We start from the raw sequence: 18,459 nt of genomic DNA, 5'->3' as shown, positions 1-18,459 counted from the left end.
GCTGTACCCCCTTTGTACCCCCTACTTTTTTTCTGTCTCAAAACCAGCGTTTTAAGTTTGGGATGTCATTGAAAATCAAGCTAAGCAATGACAACCGTTTTGTGGTCTTGCTCGGTTAAGGGTTCCGGACAGTTACCGAGCGAGTCACACAAAATCCAATCAAGTTTAACCCACAAAACAAAAGGATTATGAAAACCAAAAACGCTCTTTTTCAGAAATTAGGTCTTTTACTCATACTTGCGTTAACCGTATCATGCAGCAGCGAGGATGTTGAGGATGTTGTATTACCTGATTCAACAGACCCAATCGTGATAGAACCTTGTGATGACCCTTGCGCCAATCCTGACAAATGTCCCGACAAATGCGAAAACCCGGCTACGGGACTTAATCAAGAATCATTTGTGCCAGAGGGTACTGTCACCGAAACGGATGATGGCTATATGCTGGAGGGCAAATTAACCATTCCATTGGATTCCATCGGAGAGCTTGTTTTTGAAAATGCCGATATCGATGTCTCATTTAATGATGATGGTACATTAAAAGGTTTAACTGGAAATGTTGAAGTACCTCCGCTGGAAAACTTTTTTGAATTCGCACAACCGCTCCAGGCCGATATTGGATTCTATTCAGGGAAATATCTAAATGAAAACCGTAATTATGAAATTGTTCTCAAGGACGATAGATCGTATTTTGTTTTCAACATACAAGCCAATATTGAGCTTAAAATTGGAGTCAATGATGATCCCGACGCTACCAAACCCCTTTCAATAAGCCCTGGAAGTGCCGGAATAGCCCTTATAACCGATTATACAGATCCCATGTTCTTTTTCTCCATTGGAGGTGGCATTGCTGGCGGGGATGGAGAAGACAACAACAATAACGGTGGAGATAATAATGGAGGGGATAATGGTAATAGTAGTAATGATGGTAGATTGCTAGGTGTTAGCTTTGGGGGTTCTTTTGGGGGTAATATCGTTTACCAACCCACCAATCCGGTTGATGATGTGGTGAGCTTTGGTGCCAAAACTGTAGTAGGTGGCTCCGCCTCTCTCTTCAAAATAGTTGAGATGAGTGGGCTATTGTACGAGAACAAAGGTTTTAGTATTGACGCTGATTTACAAGACCCCTTGTCCTCTGATATTGGCGTTGGTTATCGCTCTGGTTTCAACGGAAAGATGGACCTAGCACTTGAAATTAACTCGTTCATCTCCTTTGGTTTTCCGATAGCTTCAGGAAGTGCAGCTGTGGTTGCCGAAGCTTCTACCAATAATGGCATTGAAGCTAGGGCATTTATTAACGGGGAAGTAGACCCGGATCTATCGTGGTATCCCAATTTTATCCCAATTAAACCCGATGGCAGTTTGAGTGCAGATGGTTATGTAAACCAAAATGGAGCTTTTGATATTGGTGTTCAGGGGACCTTTAGTATTGAAACACCAAACAACCAACAGGGTATTGAGGGGGCCATGCGCTTTTCCAATCCTGCGTTTGAAATCGGGGGTACATACTTTAAAAACGATAAAGAATGGTCCGTACAAGCGGCCATAAAAAAAGACGAGAGCGAAGTGGTGGTCAGCGCACCGACCGATTTTGTTTCTGGCCTGGATGTGGAAATATCCCAAAGAATTGATTCGACTTTGACCGTTGCCCAAGATGCACTTGCCAACTTGGAACAAGCCACGGCAGATTACGAGTTTGAATTGAGCCTAAGAGGGTTACGACAAGTTTTACCAGGTGTAATCTCGACTGCTTTACAAACGATAGATGATAAAGTAGCTGACGGGATTGATGAAGGGCGTAGAAGAGCCAGACAAGAGCTTGATCAACGCGGAAGGGTTCTCTGTAGTGATAATATTCCAAGTGTGGTCAACACCATAGTTAAACCTTATAAGGATGCCCTGATTCGGATGCGCAATGCCGTAAACAATGAAAACGACAATGACCAGACGAGGACCGAACTTGAAGCGTCCCTGCGGCAATTAGCAAGTTTAAATCACGTGAATAAGACCGTTACCGCCAGTATACAAAGTGATTGGAAAATCACAGGGTGCTTGGTACCCTTAACCACAAATAGGGATGTTGGCCTAAATTTTCAAGTATTAACCAATACCCAAGTCAATCAACTTAATACAGCAGCGGATAACGTTAAGTTCATTGCGGAAACCAGTGATATTATGATCAGTGCCCAGGCCATTTTTGATGCTGTGCCAACTCAAGAAATACTTGACCGCCTTGATCAGTTGAAACAAGATATTGCCAATCAGGTAAAATCATATTCAGATTTTGCAGGGGTTGGGTTCATTAAAAACCATAATAGCAATGAATTTATCTTCTTTATTGAACAAGGTGGGGAACGAACAAATGTGGCAAGTTTTAATCTTTTTGACCCCAATTCCATTGTCCAAATATTGGTTCCAGATTTATAATCTAAGGTTTTGAATATGCGGAGTGACTCTAAAATAGGTTTGCTTTTTAGACTGAATTCCCAACAAAATCCATTCAAGACAATAAGGGAAAAGTCAAAACATGTAAAAAGGACGACCTCACTAGGTGCCCAAAAATCCACCCTTTGCCAGTCTTATTTTCAGAACATTTCAAAAAAATATTTCAGTTCTGTCCAGATCGAAAAACCTTCAACTTCGTTGAAGGTTTTTTTGTATTGGGATTATTTCGGTGTAGTTACATTCCCTTAAAAAATACCCCGAGCAAATACCTTGTATTTTTGCGACTGCTGATTAAGGTATTGATGGTAAAATTTTCTCCCATCTCTAAACGCCAACAATTTTCGCATGGCAAGCCATTTTTATCAACAAAGGTTTTCCTCTCCTCAATAAATTTGGCTTTCTTCATAACTGGGAAGTTACATAAACCTGACAGGTTTAAAACAGCAATTTTGTAACTGGCCAAACTCCACCGATTATCTCAATCTTCAGTACGGATAAGTCCTAGACAACCACAATTCCGAAGCTTTTTTACACGATTCCCTCATACTACTCATTTGATAAGATTAGAAGCCTCAGCATGATATAGGCAAAAAAAGTATCGTCGGAGGCATAATTACTAGTAGAACAATTTTGGCTAAGCCCTTAACTTTACCACCATTCTGTTTAGCCAAATAAACCCTTTAGTCTGAATTGCCAACCATGAAATATTTCAAATACCTTTTTGTACTCGTACTGGTCTCTTGCACCCCAAAACCAAATAAAACCTTTGAAGCCTCGGAAATTAGCTTGTTGCCGGCACCAGCGGAAATTACACTTAACACCTCTTCTTTTGCATTAAATCAAGGAATCTCCGTTCATGCAGATTCGGAAGATGGAGAAAAAGCTATTGCCTATCTGACCAAGTCCATCCTTGATAAAACCGGAGTTCAATTGGAAACCTCAACTGACGATTCTGGTGAGATACAATTGGTTATGGATTCTACCCTTCCCGAAGAAAACTATCAGCTTCAGGTTTCCCAAGAAGAAATAACTGTAAGGGCAAATGGTTATGGTGGATTCTTTTATGGCATCCAAACCATATTGCAACTGCTTTCCCTGGAAAACACAAACGATGGTAAAACAATTTGGCTTATACCATCGGTTTCCGTAAATGATGCCCCTAGGTTTCAATGGCGGGCATATATGTTGGACGAATCGCGGTATTTTCATGGTGAAGCTTTTGTTAAGCAGCTTTTGGACCAAATGGCCCAACTAAAAATGAATGTCTTCCACTGGCATTTAACAGACGACGCCGGTTGGCGCATCGAAATCAAAAAATACCCCCTTTTAACAGAGGTTGGGGCATTTCGAACCGACAGCGAAATTGAGACTTGGAAAAGCGGTAAGACCTCTGGCGAGGCACATGGTGGTTTCTACACCCAAGAACAGATAAAAGATCTTGTAGCCTATGCTGCAGAACGTAATATTACCGTTATTCCGGAATTCGAAATGCCTGGACACTCCAGTGCCGCCATTGCAGCCTATACTTGGTTGGGCACAGCCGGAGCGGATATTGACGTGCCTGTAAAATTTGGTCGTCATTACGATAATTACGATGTGACCAAACCCGAGACCGTGCAATTTATCAAAGATGTTCTATTGGAAATCTTTGAACTTTTTCCGTCGGAAGTAATCCATATTGGCGGAGATGAGGTAGGATACAAATCCTGGGAAGACTCCAAATCCGTCCAAAAATATATGAGGGAGCATAACCTTAAAACTCCTGCCGACCTTCAAATCGATTTTACCAACAAAATATCCCAGTTTATCCAGCAACATGGGCGTAGAATGATGGGATGGAACGAGATTCTAGGGAAAAACATCCATAAAGGTTTTGAAGAAAAAAAACACGACGAAGATGCCGAAACAGAACTGGCAAAGAATGTTGTGGTGCATTTTTGGAAAGGTGACCTGGATTTGGCCACGGATGCCGCCAAGAAGGGCTATGGAATTGTCAACTCCATACACACCCATACCTATTTGGATTACGGTTATAAAAGTATAAGCTTGGAAAAAGCCTATGGCTTTGACCCCATTCCGGAGGGATTGGAACCTCAATACCACAAGAATATTTATGGTACCGGTTGTCAAATGTGGAGCGAATGGACCCCGACCAATGCCGACGTGGAGCGGCAAACCTATCCCAGGATTGCGGCCTATGCCGAGGTTGGATGGACCCCTTTGGAAAAAAAGGATTTTTCAAGTTTTAAACAGGCCCTGAAAAAAATGCAAGGACAATGGGATGCGCTAAACATCAACTACGCCCAAGTACTCGACTAAAACAAACACAAATGATATTACTTAAAAAACACATTATCCCAATAGCTGCCTTCCTGTTGGGTTACAGTATTACGCTAAATGCACAACAAACCTATGAGCCAACTTGGGAGTCCTTGGATTCCAGACCGGTTCCCGATTGGTTCCAGGATGCCAAATTTGGAATTTTCATCCATTGGGGCCCCTATTCCGTTCCCGCTTGGTCGCCCAAAGGCACCTATTCCGAATGGTACCAGTATTGGCTGCAAAGTGCAGCGTTGTTTGGCAACGGGGATTTTAAAGGGGACGAAGTCACACAGTACCACAATAAGACTTATGGGGAAGATTTCGATTACTACAAATTTGGGGAAATGTTCAAAGCGGACTTATTTGAACCGGATGAATGGGCGAAGTTATTTGAAAAAGCCGGGGCCAAATATATCGTTCTAACTTCAAAGCACCATGATGGATTTACCCTATGGCCCAACGAACAGGCCAACGACCGAGGCTTCGCCTGGAACAGCATGGAGGTAGGTTCTAAACGTGATTTGGTCGGGGAACTTTCCACAGCTATCAAAAAAACCGATATAAAAATGGGGCTGTATTACTCCCTATATGAATGGTACCATCCTTGGTGGCAAAACGACAAAGCGCGCTTTGTGGACGAACATTTTCAGCCTCAAATCAGGGATTTGGTGCAAAAATACGAGCCCGATGTGCTGTGGGCTGATGGCGAGTGGGACATGGAAGCTGACAAATGGAAATCCAAGGAGTTTTTGACCTGGCTTTTCAATGAGTCATCAGTAAAAAACTCCATTGTTATCAACGACCGTTGGGGCAAGGGAATCCGAAAAATACACGGAGGCTATTTTACCACGGAATACGAATCAGAAGCCCCCGAATTTACCAAACCCTGGGAAGAATGCCGAGGGATGGGTTTCTCGTTTGGGTATAATCAAAATGAGGATGCCGAGGATTACAATTCCCCTAAAGCCCTAGTATTAATGTTGGTCAATATTGTTAGCACAGGTGGAAATTTGTTGTTGGATATTGGTCCTGACGGACGTGGTTCCATTCCACCCATTATGCAGCAACGCCTTTTGGAAATTGGGAAATGGTTAAAGACCAATGGAGAAGCAATTTATGGGACCACCGCTTGGAATCATTCGTTCCAATGGTCGGACGGAATCAAGAATTACAAACCCAAACAGCATTATTTAGGTGGGGATTTTATCTTGAAGCAAACTGTTGACCCCGAGGAAGGATATGCCGTAAAAGAAATATTTTTCACCCAGAACAACGACGCCTATTTTGCCATTGCCCCAAAATGGCCGGGGAAGGAAATGACCATCCGAGGTTTTAGTCCAAAAAAAGATGCAAAAGTGATCTTGTTAGCTACGGGGGAAGAAGTTTCTTGGAGAAAATCCGGAAAGGACATGGTTTTGGAAATTCCAGAATACGACCCGGGCAAAATGAGTCCTACCGACTTGTATGCATACGCTTTTAAAATAATGAAGTAATCTGCATCCCCGTGAAGACCCAAAATATTGCCCGTTAGTTGGTTCAAAAAACGGACAATAAATGTCTCAATGAACCTGAAAGAAAATTTGGAGCATTAGCTTATTAAAATGAAGATATTTGGTGTTTTTTGTGCGGCCTTATTGATTATGGGATGCCATCCCACTGCAGTTCAAATACATGTAAATCCAACTGGCGAATTTGAGAAGGGAAAAGGCAACGAAGAACAGGTCCGCACTATCGAAGAGGCCTTGGGCAAATTACAGACTTTACGAAACGAAGGTAATGCTAACCTGATTACTATCTATTTAGCAGAGGGAGAATATCGCCTCGACAAACCTTTGGAACTGGACCCTAATTCCGGTCCACTCAAAATCATTGGAGCTACATCCCAAAATTCCGTGCTAAAGGGGTCTCAAGTACTAGATCTAAAATGGGAAAACCTAGATGAAAATATTTGGAAAGCCCAAATTGATGTAGATCTTGATTTTGACCAACTTTTTATCAATGGAAAACCACAGATACTTGCTAGATATCCGAATTATGATGAAAATGGTGGGCATTGGCAAGGGCACGCCTCCGATGCAATCTCCAAAGAACGGGTTGGTACTTGGAAAAGTCCCGAAGGTACAATAGTACATGCTATGCATTCCGGGGAGTGGGGAGGCTTTCATTACGTAGCCAGTGGGGTGGACGAAAAGGGAGAACTAGAGTTACAAGGTGGGCACCAGAACAACCGACCGTCACCAATGCACCCTACCTACAGGATGGTGGAAAATGTGTTTGAAGAACTCGACAGTCCCGGTGAATGGTATTTGGACAAAAATGGAGTTTTGTACTATTGGCCTGCTGAAGGAATTGACCTAAGCACGGCCAAAGTTGAAGGAGTTCACCAAAAGTCCTTGCTGCGAATAGTCGGCACGGAAGATAAACAAGCACGGAACATAAGCGTTGAAAATTTACATTTTACCCATACTCGCCGTACCCTTATGGAGGAGTATGAACCATTACTAAGGAGCGATTGGACCATATTTAGGGGAGGTGCCCTTTTTTTGGAGGGAACCAGCAACATATCAATAAAGAACTGCGAATTCAGTGATCTAGGTGGCAATGCCATCTTCGTTAGCAATTTTAACAGAAATGTTACCATTCGGGATAGTCATATCCATGAGTGCGGAGCAAGTGCAATTTCCTTTGTAGGCAGTCCATCCGCGGTATATTCCCCATCCTTTCAGTACAAGGAATATGTCCCAATAGATAAAATGGATACTATTCGAGGTCCTAGATCAAATTTGTACCCTAGCAATTGTATTGTGGACAACAATCTAATACACCGTATTGGACGGATTGAAAAACAGACAGCAGGAGTTGAAATCGCCATGGCCATGAACATTGTAGTGAGCAACAATAGCATATACGATGTGCCAAGGGCAGGAATTAATATAGGTGATGGCACCTGGGGTGGGCATCTTATTGAACACAATGATGTGTTTAACACCGTATTGGAATCAGGTGATCATGGAGCTTTCAATTCGTGGGGACGCGATAGGTTTTGGCATCCCAATAGGAAGGTTATGGATGAAATTGTAGCCAAAAATCCTAATATGCCAAAATGGGATGCAATCCACACCACCATAATTAGAAATAATCGATTTAGATGCGATCACGGCTGGGACATTGATTTGGATGATGGATCCTCCAACTACCAAATTTATAACAACCTATGTCTCAATGGAGGTATAAAACTTCGTGAGGGGTTTTATCGTAAAGTGGCGAACAACATCATGCTGAACAACGGTTTTCATCCGCATGTTTGGTTCAAAAATAGTGGAGACGTTTTCAAACATAATATCGTATTTACCGAACACAAGGATATCCGATTGGATGGTTGGGGAAAGGAAATAGATTACAATTTTTTCCCAGACCAGGAATCTTTAAACATTTCACAAGGAAAGGGCGTGGATATTCATAGCATCCACGGCACTCCCCAATTTGCTTCCCCTGAAACTGGAAATTTTAATGTGGCCACACAATCGGAAGCCGTTAAAATTGGTTTTAAACCCTTCGAAACCAATTCTTTCGGGGTTAAAGCCGAAAAGCTTAAAGCAATTGCAAAGGTGCCTGAATTCCCTGTAATTTTCTTTGGTTCCGATGTGGATAAATCCATTTTGGTGAATTGGTTGGGGTCCAAAATCAAGAACATTGAGAGCATGGCAGAACGATCTGCATCCGGATTAAATAAAACAGCAGGAGTATTGATCACATCGTTGGATGAAAATGGAATTTTGGCCCGTTCGGATATTCAAGTTGGAGACGTCATCATCACCAGTGAAGATGAAGATATTAATACGATTTCAGATTTGATGAAATCATACCAAACCCATAACTGGAAGGGTAAAATGCATTTGGAAATCTTTAGAAACCAAACAAAACAAAAAATTACAATTACCACCAAAAAATGAGGGCTACCAGACGTCAAAAGCATGCGAATTTTTCTGTCAACAACTGGCAAATAAAATTAACCACGCTCATATTGGTTTATGTTTTTGCTTCATCCTTAGTGGTTGCTCAATCCCAAGTAGAGGTTGGCGAAATGGAAATTTCCCTCGCCCAGCAGAGTTATAGTGCACCTGTGAAAAATAAATCGGTAACCGGGGAAGCATTGTCCGTTGCTGGAGAAAAGTTTCAAAATGGTTTTGGGGTACACTCAAACTCTGTCCTTAAAATCAAAATGTATGATGGCTCAAGGTTTACCGCCAAAGTGGGCTTAAACGATAGTAAGGTTGATTACGCTGCAAGTTCCATTAAAACCATACCGCTTACGGATGGCAAGCGTATTTTCTATTATGTTTCGGCTACCAAAAAACAGTTTGTAGGTATCGAGGGCAAAAATGGAAGCGTGGATGATGGTAGTGTGCTTTTCAAAGTCTTGCACAATGGAGAAGAAGTCTACAATAGTGGCACCATGCGGAAGGGTGACAAAGCCAAAATCGTAGACGTCAACACCAAAGGCGGTATTTTGGAATTGATTGTGGAAGATGCTGGGGATGGCGTTAGTGGAGATCATGCCGTATGGATAGATCCCAAAATCGACTATTTTGAAATAGCCCCAATAGTTGTACAGCCCGATTTTGGTGCGGAAGGTCCCAAATTGGACAAGGTGGTGGAAGAGCGCTTGGCATCAAAAATCAGTGCTTTGCCCCAAACTTCGATGCCATTGTTGCAACCATCCTACGATTGGCTCATAGACAATTCCAAGGCCAAGGCTGGGGTGTATCAGACCCAAAACCAAAAAGATATCGTTTTATCGAACGGTCTGGTAGCCCGAATTTTTCGCGTGTCGCCAAATTTGGCCACGATTGACTATGTAAACCAAATGACCGGCGAGAGCTTGTTGCGTGCCGTTTCTAATGAAGGAGTCTTGACCATTGATGGTAAACCCTATTCCATTGGTGGGCTCAGCAAACAACCTGAATATGCCTATACCCTCATGAAATGGGTGGATCAGTTGGCTCCGACCGCCAATGCATTTTTGATCCAGGATTTTGAGATAAAGAATATTGAGGATAGGCTGGAATGGAAACGCGTGAGATGGGCATCCAATACCAATATGCCCAAAGGGAAGGAATTGGTTTTCACGCTGGTCAAGGATGAAATCAAAGTAAAGGTACACTATGCGCTATATGATGGCCTCCCCACCTTAAGCAAGTGGATTGAGGTAATCAACGAGGGTGATCTTATGGTTCAATTGAATAGTTTTAAGTTGGAACAATTGGCAATGGTGGAGGGAGAAAGTCTCGTGGATGTCCCCGAATATTTTGAAAAACCCAATATCCACATTGAAACCGATTATGCCTTTGGTGCGATGCAGCAAAAAACATCGGACAAAACCACCTACTGGGAAATAGACCCGCGCTACACCTCCCAGACCAACTACCCCCTTCGATTGCCATGTATGTTGGAAGTGAGGCCTCCGTTGGGTCCAGACACGGGAATCTCTCCGGGCAGCTCCCTAACCACCTTTAGGGTTTGGGAAACGCCATTTGATAGTTTTGACAAAGAGCGCAAAGGGCTATTTTTAAGAAAAATGTACCGTACCATTTCCCCTTGGACCACGGAAAACCCAATTTTTCTACACCTTACTTCCACAGATCCAGAGAAAATCAAAACTGCGGTGGACCAATGTGCCGAGGTCGGGTACGAAATGATCATATTGAGTTTCGGGAGCGGACTGGACATGGAAAAAGAATCCGAGGAGTATTACCAGAAGTTCAAGAACCTAAGGTCTTATGCCAATTCCAAAGGGATAGAACTTGGAGGATACTCCTTGTTATCGAGCAGATGGATAAGCGATGAGGTTGATGTAATCAACCCGAAAACAGGAAAAAGAGGAGGCATGATTTTCGGTTCATCACCCTGTTTGAGCAGCGAATGGGGGCATGATTATTTCAGAAAAATCAAAAAATTCTTTACCAAAACCGGGATGCAAGTCTTTGAAAACGACGGCTCCTATCCTGGAAATGTTTGTGCCTCTACGGTTCATGCCCATCACAATGGGTTGGAGGACTCACAGTGGAAACAGTACGCACAAATACAAGGGCTGTACAAATGGATGCGCGCCCATGGAATTTATATGAACGTCCCGGATTTTTATCTCAACTCCGGTACCAACAAAACAGGCATTGGTTATAGGGAGGTAAACTGGTCCTTGCCACGAAATAGACAACTTGTGCTGGGGAGGGCAAACATTTATGATGGCCTTTGGAAAAGCATCCCAAGCATGTGTTGGACCTTTGTGCCCTTGACCGAATATCATGGTGGGGGTGCCGCGGCCACATTAGAACCCTTGAACGAACATTTGGACGCCTACGAAAGCCACATGATGCAAAACTATGGTTCCGGCGTACAGGCCTGTTATAGGGGGCCTCGCTTGTACGATACCCCCAAAACCAAAGCGGTTGTCCAAAAAGTAATCGACTGGTATAAAGAATATCGCCGTATCTTAAACAGTGACATTATCCACCTAAAACGTCCATCCGGTAAGGATTGGGACGGTTTTATGCATGTTAACCCAAGACTAAAGGAGAAAGGTCTAGTCATGATGTTCAACCCTACGGACGAGGAAATGACCAGAACTGTTAAACTTCCATTGTATTATACGGGGCTCACCCATAATGCCAAGGTCCGGGAAAAAGAAGGGGTTGCAAAAACCTTTGAACTAACAAGAGACTACAAGATCAACATTCAGGTAACCATACCTGCCAACGGATATAGTTGGTGGGTAATTGAATAACAAGAATTATGGACATCGACAAGAATACTTCACGACCCAAGAGCAGAAGGGATTTTATTAAACTATCTGCCATGGCGGGAACAGCCATGGTTTTGCCTTTGGAAGCCCTGCCTTTCACCTTCAAAAAAGAAGCATTGAACATTGGCTTGATCGCAGATGTCCACAACGATATTATGCACGATGGGGAAGAACGGCTTCAGGCTTTCATAAGCGAATCCAACGATCGAAATCTCGACTTTATAGTACAAATGGGAGATTTCTGTATCCCCCGTGAAAGCAACCAAAAATTTATGTCTATCTGGAACAGCTATGCCCGAGACACGCACCATGTTATAGGTAACCACGATACCGACCTTGGGTATAGCAAGGAACAGGTTCGGGAATTTTGGGACATGCCGGCCAATTACTATTCCTTTGATCACAAAGGAATCCACTTTATTATCCTGGACGGAAACGATGCCAACCCCCAACCCTGGGAAGGATATCATCGCTATATCGGGAAGGAACAGCAGGAATGGTTAAGGCAAGATCTCCAAAAAACAGATAACCCCACGATAATTTTCAGCCATCAGACCTTGGAATTGGAAGATGGTGGAGTTGCGAATCTAAAGGATGTCCAGGAGATTTTGGAAGCTGCCAACGCTTCGGCCGGTTTCCAGAAAGTCCTCTGTTGTTTGAGCGGGCATCACCATACCGATTTTATGACCAAAATCAATGGAATTTATTACGTACAAATCAATAGTGCCTCTTATCGTTGGGTGGGTGGGGACTATCAACAGGTGCGTTATAGCAAGGAAATTGATGCCAAGCACAAATGGATAAAATACACCATCCCCTACAGGGAATCCCTATTCACCTTCATGAAGATTGAAAAGAATAAGATTACCCTAGAGCCTAGAAAAACAGAATTTGTTGGTCCGGGACCCAAGGAATTGGGCATGCCAGATCAGCATCCGCATGATCCCATTGTTCCTGCCATCACCGGATTCAAAATGAAGCTAAAGTCATGAGAAACTTTCTTTTTGTAATGGGCATCTTGGTTGTTCTGGCATCCTCTTGTCAAAAAACAAGCAATGCTAACCGTGCATCTGTTAAAATAGCCTGTGTTGGAAATAGCATAACCTATGGTGCAGGAATGGCCAATCGGGAAATGAATGCATATCCCGAACAGCTGCAGCGCCTTTTGGGAGAAAAATATCAAGTTGAAAATTTTGGGGTCAATGCTGCCACGCTTCTGAAAAAGGGAAATAATCCCTACTGGGAAACAGACAAATATCAAGAAGCTTTGGATTTTGCCCCACTTATAGTTCTTATAAAATTGGGCACGAACGACTCGAAGCTTCAAAACCGAAAGTATTTGGACACCGATTTTGAAAAAGACTACAAGGATTTAATTGCATCTTTCAAGGCTCAAAACCAAAATGCCAGAATAGTATTGCTCTTACCCGTTCCCTCTTTTCTGCAGGATTCCACCAGCATTTGGAACCCCATTATCAAAGAGAAGGTCATTCCCCTGGCACAAAAAGTAGCCTATGAAACGGGAAGTGAAGTGGTGGACCTCTATCAACTTTTTGATGGAGACGAGTCCATGTTTCCAGATAAAATCCATCCATCGTCTTTGGGAGCCACTAAAATTGCACGGCGGGTGTATGAACAATTGGTGCAAAAAACAGCATCGTCATTCCAACCCCTGGAAAATCTAGATGTAGCAATTGAAAGTCAACAGAATTTCCATGGATTTCAACAGACCAATTTCAAATACGCGGGGTTAGCCTGTAAAGTGGTGCAGCCCAAAAGAACCGCTAAAGGAAGACCATGGGTACTTCGTTCCCGTTTCTGGGGTCACGAACCCCAGACGGATATTGCCCTGTTGGAAAGAGGGTATCATATTGCCTATTGTGATGTGGCCAACCTATTCGGAAATAAGGAGGCAGTGGAGCGCTGGAATACGTTTTATGAATTGATGACCAAGGCTGGACTATCGGAAAAAGTTGTTCTGGAGGGAATGAGCCGGGGCGGCCTGATCATGTACAATTGGGCCTCCGAGAATCCCGAAAAAGTAATTTGCACCTATGCCGACGCTCCTGTTCTGGATGGTACAAGCTGGCCAGGTGGCAAAGGAGAAGGCCTTGGAAGCACAACCGATTGGGAACAGTTCAAAAAAGTATATGAAATTACAAACGAGAAGAAACTGGACCAATTTACAGGAAATCCCATACACAAAACCACAACTCTGGCCAAAGCCGGGTTTCCCATGCTACATGTTTGCGGGGAAGCAGATAAAGTGGTTCCGGTTGCCGAGAATACTACCCCGTTTGAGCAAAAAATAAAAGCTGCTGGTGGGAACATCAAAACCGTCTACAAACCCGATGTGGGCCATCATCCCCACAGTTTAGCCAATCCAAGTCCGATCGTAGATTTCATTTTGCGGGCCTCCAATCGCAAAATTAATTTTGCGACCGTCCCCGCACCTGGATCAGAATACAGATCCGCCGCAGGTTGGAAAGAAGGTAAGGGCTGGTGGTACCAGATGTACGACATTGACTCCCTGAGTCGTTATTCAGGAAAATTGGATTTACTATTGGTTGGTAATTCCATAACCCAAGGTTGGGGTGGTAACCGTACCCTAACCACCTACAAGCCGGGACTTGAGGCAGCCCAACGAAGTTTCAATGGATTAAAATGGGTTTCTGCAGGTATTTCCGGAGATAGAACCGAGCATACGGCATGGAGAATCCAAAATGGACATTATGACGAAGGTTCCCCAGAGTTTGTGAGCTTGGCCATTGGGGTTAACAATTTTCCCTACAATTCCGCCGAGGAAATTGCCGAGGGCATTGCCTTAAATGTTAAGCTGCTACGATCAAAACTACCCAATTCCAAAATTCTGCTTTTTGGGCCCCTTCCAACAGGGTTGGACCATACTTCGGAACGTAGAAAGAAATACCGTAAAATCCATGAGCTAATAGCTCCCCTGGGGAATCAAGAATCTGTGCAATACTTTAACCTAGAAGCCACGTTCAGTGACGAGAAAGGCAATTTGAAAGAGACTCTATACGGCGGTGATGGCATACACCTTAAACCCGGGGGATATGAGGTTTGGGGTGAATTTATTCAAAAGCAAATCCAAAAAAAGTAGGAGTCAAATAAAACTTAAACGTAAATAGAAAATGAAAAGAGTATTTATCGCATTCCTGATACTGGTCACCATTGTTTCGTGCAAGAAAGAAACAGAACTCCAAAAAAATGAGCTCTGGTATGACGAACCCGCCGAAGAATGGATGCAGGCGCTACCCGTAGGGAATGGACGTTTTGGGGCCATGGTCTTTGGAGACCCAAATAACGAGCGCATCCAACTGAACGAAGATTCGATGTGGTCCGGAGCCGAGGATTGGAAAGAAGCCATTGGAACACCCGAAGACCTTGAAGAAATTAGAGCGTTGCTCTTAGAAGGGAAAAACCAGGAAGTGGATAGTTTGATTGTAGAGAAGTTTTCGTACAAGACCATAACCCGTTCCCACCAGACCATGGGTGACCTGTTTATCGATTTTAAGGACAATAAGAATGTCGAAAATTACAAACGCTCCCTGAACTTGAACGATGCACTACTATCTGTTGCCTACACCTCCCAAGGGGATTCTTATACCCAAAAAGTAATTGCTTCCCATCCGGATGATGTGCTTGTTATTGAATTGGCAACCACAGCCGAGAATGGTATGGACTTTGACCTGCGCTTGGACAGACCTAAAGACACCGATAGACCTACCGTAGTGGTCACCAATCCTTCCGAAACGGAGATAAGTATGAAAGGGGTAGTGACCCAATTTGGGGGAAAGCGGTTTTCTGCTCCATTTCCCTTGGATTACGGTGTCAAATTTGAAACTCGGTTAAAAGTAAAGAACGAGTCGGGCTCTGTAAGTTCCGAAGACGGAAAACTCCAGCTAAAAGGTGTTAAGAAAGCGACCATATACCTAGCAGGGAACACTTCGTTTTACCATGGCCAGAACTACGTAGATAAAAACATTGAGACCTTGGCCTCGGCCACAAAAAAAACGTTCGAGCAACTGTTGCAATCCCATACGAAAGATTATCGGCAATTGTACAACAGGGTAGCATTTGATTTGGGTGGAAAAACTTTGGATAGCCTCCCCACAGACACCAGGTTGCAACGTAGAAAAGATGGTTTGGGAGATCCAGATCTTGCGGCCAAGCTTTTCCAGTATGGAAGATATCTTTTGATTGCATCCTCTAGACCAGGGACGAACCCTGCCAACTTGCAAGGCATTTGGAACGAGCATATTACGGCCCCATGGAATGCCGACTACCACATCAACATCAACCTACAAATGAATTATTGGCCGGCAGAAGTCACCAATTTAAGTGAACTGCACGACCCCTTCTTTTCGCTCTTGGATAGAGTTTATGAAAATGGCAAGGTCACTGCTAAGGAACAGTACGGTATTACAAGGGGTACCATGGCCCATCATACCACAGATCTTTGGGCCACTCCATTTATGAGGGCGGAACGGGCGTATTGGGGTTCCTGGATACACGGTGGAGGTTGGTGTGCCCAACACTATTGGGAACGCTATCAGTTTACCCAAGACGAGGTTTTTCTCAAGGAACGGGCATACCCCATCCTAAAAGGCCTGTCCGAGTTCTATTTGGATTGGTTGGTCTGGGATGAAAAAAGTGGAAAATGGGTCTCCACTCCTGAGACCTCCCCAGAAAATTCCTATATCGCAAAAAATGGACAATCCGCAGCGGTTTCCTTTGGCAGTGCCATGGGGCATCAGATTATCGGGGAGGTATTTGACAATACACTTGCCGCTGCCCAAATCTTAGGAATCGATGATGCTTTCACCAAGGAAGTGACCGAGAAACGGGAGCAATTGCACCCAGGTATTCTTATCGGGGATGATGGTCGCATCCTGGAATGGAACGAGCCGTACGACGAGCCGGAAAAAGGTCATAGGCACATGTCCCATTTGTATGCCTTGCATCCGGGCGATGAAATTGTGGAAAACAATGCCGAAGCCTTTGATGCGGCCCAAAAAACCATAGATTACCGCTTGCAGCATGGCGGGGCTGGAACCGGCTGGAGCAGAGCTTGGATGATCAACATGAACGCACGACTCCTGGATGGAGCCGCCGCCCAAGAAAACATAGACAAGTTTCTGCAGATTTCCATAGCCCATAATATGTTCGATGAGCACCCTCCTTTCCAAATAGATGGAAACTTTGGCTATACAGCAGGGGTTGCGGAACTTTTGTTACAGTCGCACGAGGGGTTCCTGAGGATTTTACCTGCCTTGCCCACCAAATGGAAAAATGGAAAAATTTCAGGGCTTAAGGCAAGGGGCAACATTGAAATCGACATTGAATGGAAAGATGGCAAGTTGCTGGAATTAGGATTAAAGGCTGCCGCAGCAAAAACCGTTCAAATAAAATATGGGGACATCCAAACAGAAGTTTCCCTTCCCGCCAATTCCAAAATTGTGCTTGGGGAAAATCTAGATAAAATTTAGACCGATTTCCATGTATTCGATAAAATCATCAAGCAAAGAGAACATGAAAAAATTGATTATCGCTTTACTTTTGTTGTTTTGGATTCCCAACAATGCGCAGACCAAGGATTCCCTTCAGCAGAACCAGAAAAAAATGCAGTGGTTCAAGGATGCCAAACTTGGAATCTTTATTCATTGGGGCCTCTACGCCGTAGATGGGATTGATGAGTCCTGGTCTTTCTTCAACGGGTATATCTCCCACAATGATTATCTAAAACAGACCAAAGGTTTCACAGCGAAAAAATACGATCCCCAATATTGGGTAAAATTGATCAAGGAGAGTGGCGCAAAATACTCGGTGATTACTTCAAAGCACCATGATGGATTTGCCTTATGGGACACCAAATATGGCAACTTCAATGCAGTGGATGGAGCAGCTTCAAAAAAAGATGTGCTGACCCCCTTTGTGAATGAATTGCGCAAAAACAACCTAAAAGTGGGCATTTACTATTCCCTACCGGATTGGTCCTATCCAGATTACACCCATTTTATGAGGGATTCCATCCGATATAAAATTCAGGAGCAGCCCCAACGTTGGAACAAATTCCTGAATTATTACCAAGGGCAACTAAAGGAACTATCCAGCACCTACAATCCCGATTTGTATTGGTTTGATGGCGATTGGGAGCACAATTCCGAGGAATGGGAGGCTCCCAAGGTAAGGCAGATGTTGTTGGACAAAAATCCAAACACCATTTTAAATTCCCGTTTAAGGGATCAGGGAGATTATGCCACCCCAGAACAAGGGATGCCCATTACCAAACCCACAAGTAAGTATTGGGAGTTGTGTATGACCATGAACAACTCATGGGGATTCCAAAAAAACGACCACGAGTACAAAACACCGGATCAGATCATTGGCATTTTTGCCGATGTGCTGGCCAACGGAGGCAATCTTCTCTTGGATATTGGTCCAAAAGCTGATGGCACCATCCCTAATGAACAAGTCAATATTCTGAAGAACTTGGGGAGGTGGACCAACAAACATCGTGAAGCCATTTACGGAACCGTTGCCGGAATACCCAAGGAACATTTTTATGGCCCCACAACCTTGTCCAAAGACAGAAACATCCTTTACCTCTTCGTAAAGGGGAACCCCAATGGAGAGGTAGTAGTCAGGGGACTCAAGAACAAAATTAATCGCATTTGGGTAGTGGGCCAGGGTTCAAAACTATCCCATAAAGTAGTTGGTAAGGTATACTGGAGCCATTACCCTGGAATTACCTACATCAATATTCCAGACCATGTTTTGGACGAACAGATGACGGTACTCGCCCTTCTTTTGGATGGAAATGTAGATCTGTATAGGGAAGATGGTGCGGTAATAGAGAGTAACTAATTA

Annotated in this window: 10 protein-coding genes; 9 read left to right on the top strand and 1 reads right to left on the bottom strand. The window is 43.7% G+C overall.

Annotation, left to right across the window (positions count from 1 at the left end; all coding sequences use genetic code 11):
• The first annotated feature begins 188 nt into the window (after positions 1-188).
• A complete protein-coding gene (locus M3P07_RS11505) occupies positions 189-2,426 on the top strand; it encodes a hypothetical protein (RefSeq protein ID WP_249970057.1) in 2,238 nt (745 codons plus the stop codon).
• Positions 2,427-2,679: 253 nt separating this feature from the next.
• Here the strand turns inward: M3P07_RS11505 and M3P07_RS11500 are convergent, their stop codons facing one another.
• On the bottom strand, positions 2,680-2,850 hold the full coding sequence (locus M3P07_RS11500) for a hypothetical protein (RefSeq protein ID WP_249970056.1): 171 nt from the start codon (positions 2,848-2,850) through the stop codon (positions 2,680-2,682).
• Positions 2,851-3,143: 293 nt separating this feature from the next.
• Here M3P07_RS11500 and M3P07_RS11495 point away from each other — a divergent pair, with 293 nt between their 5' ends.
• From M3P07_RS11495 to M3P07_RS11460, 8 genes are all read left to right on the top strand, one after another.
• Positions 3,144-4,763 (top strand): beta-N-acetylhexosaminidase, encoded by a 1,620-nt coding sequence (locus tag M3P07_RS11495; RefSeq protein WP_249970055.1) that lies wholly within the window; start codon positions 3,144-3,146, stop codon positions 4,761-4,763.
• A gap of 11 nt (positions 4,764-4,774) precedes the next feature.
• The gene (locus M3P07_RS11490) at positions 4,775-6,259 is read left to right on the top strand and encodes an alpha-L-fucosidase (protein WP_249970054.1); all 1,485 of its coding nucleotides are present in this window, start codon (positions 4,775-4,777) and stop codon (positions 6,257-6,259) included.
• 108 nt (positions 6,260-6,367) lie between these two features.
• Complete coding sequence (locus tag M3P07_RS11485) at positions 6,368-8,719, top strand: PDZ domain-containing protein (protein ID WP_249970053.1); 2,352 nt, start codon at positions 6,368-6,370, stop codon at positions 8,717-8,719.
• Entirely contained in the window at positions 8,716-11,550 is a 2,835-nt protein-coding gene (locus tag M3P07_RS11480; protein ID WP_249970052.1) for an NPCBM/NEW2 domain-containing protein, read from the top strand. The genes M3P07_RS11485 and M3P07_RS11480 overlap by 4 nt, the downstream gene beginning before the upstream one ends.
• A gap of 8 nt (positions 11,551-11,558) precedes the next feature.
• Positions 11,559-12,560: a metallophosphoesterase family protein gene (locus tag M3P07_RS11475; protein WP_249970051.1), complete on the top strand. Its 1,002-nt coding sequence runs from the start codon at positions 11,559-11,561 to the stop codon at positions 12,558-12,560.
• On the top strand, positions 12,557-14,689 hold the full coding sequence (locus tag M3P07_RS11470; RefSeq protein ID WP_249970050.1) for a GDSL-type esterase/lipase family protein: 2,133 nt from the start codon (positions 12,557-12,559) through the stop codon (positions 14,687-14,689). The genes M3P07_RS11475 and M3P07_RS11470 overlap by 4 nt, the downstream gene beginning before the upstream one ends.
• A gap of 31 nt (positions 14,690-14,720) precedes the next feature.
• A complete protein-coding gene (locus M3P07_RS11465) occupies positions 14,721-17,078 on the top strand; it encodes a glycoside hydrolase family 95 protein (protein ID WP_249970049.1) in 2,358 nt (785 codons plus the stop codon).
• Positions 17,079-17,121: 43 nt separating this feature from the next.
• Positions 17,122-18,456, top strand: a complete 1,335-nt coding sequence (locus M3P07_RS11460) for an alpha-L-fucosidase (RefSeq protein WP_249970048.1) — start codon at positions 17,122-17,124, stop codon at positions 18,454-18,456.
• Positions 18,457-18,459: the final 3 nt, after the last annotated feature.

The sequence above is a fragment of the Flagellimonas myxillae genome, assembly GCF_023502235.1.
Classification (GTDB): domain Bacteria; phylum Bacteroidota; class Bacteroidia; order Flavobacteriales; family Flavobacteriaceae; genus Flagellimonas; species Flagellimonas myxillae.
The sequence above is the reverse complement of the archived record's forward strand: the minus strand, read 5'-3'. Positions and strand labels throughout refer to the sequence as shown.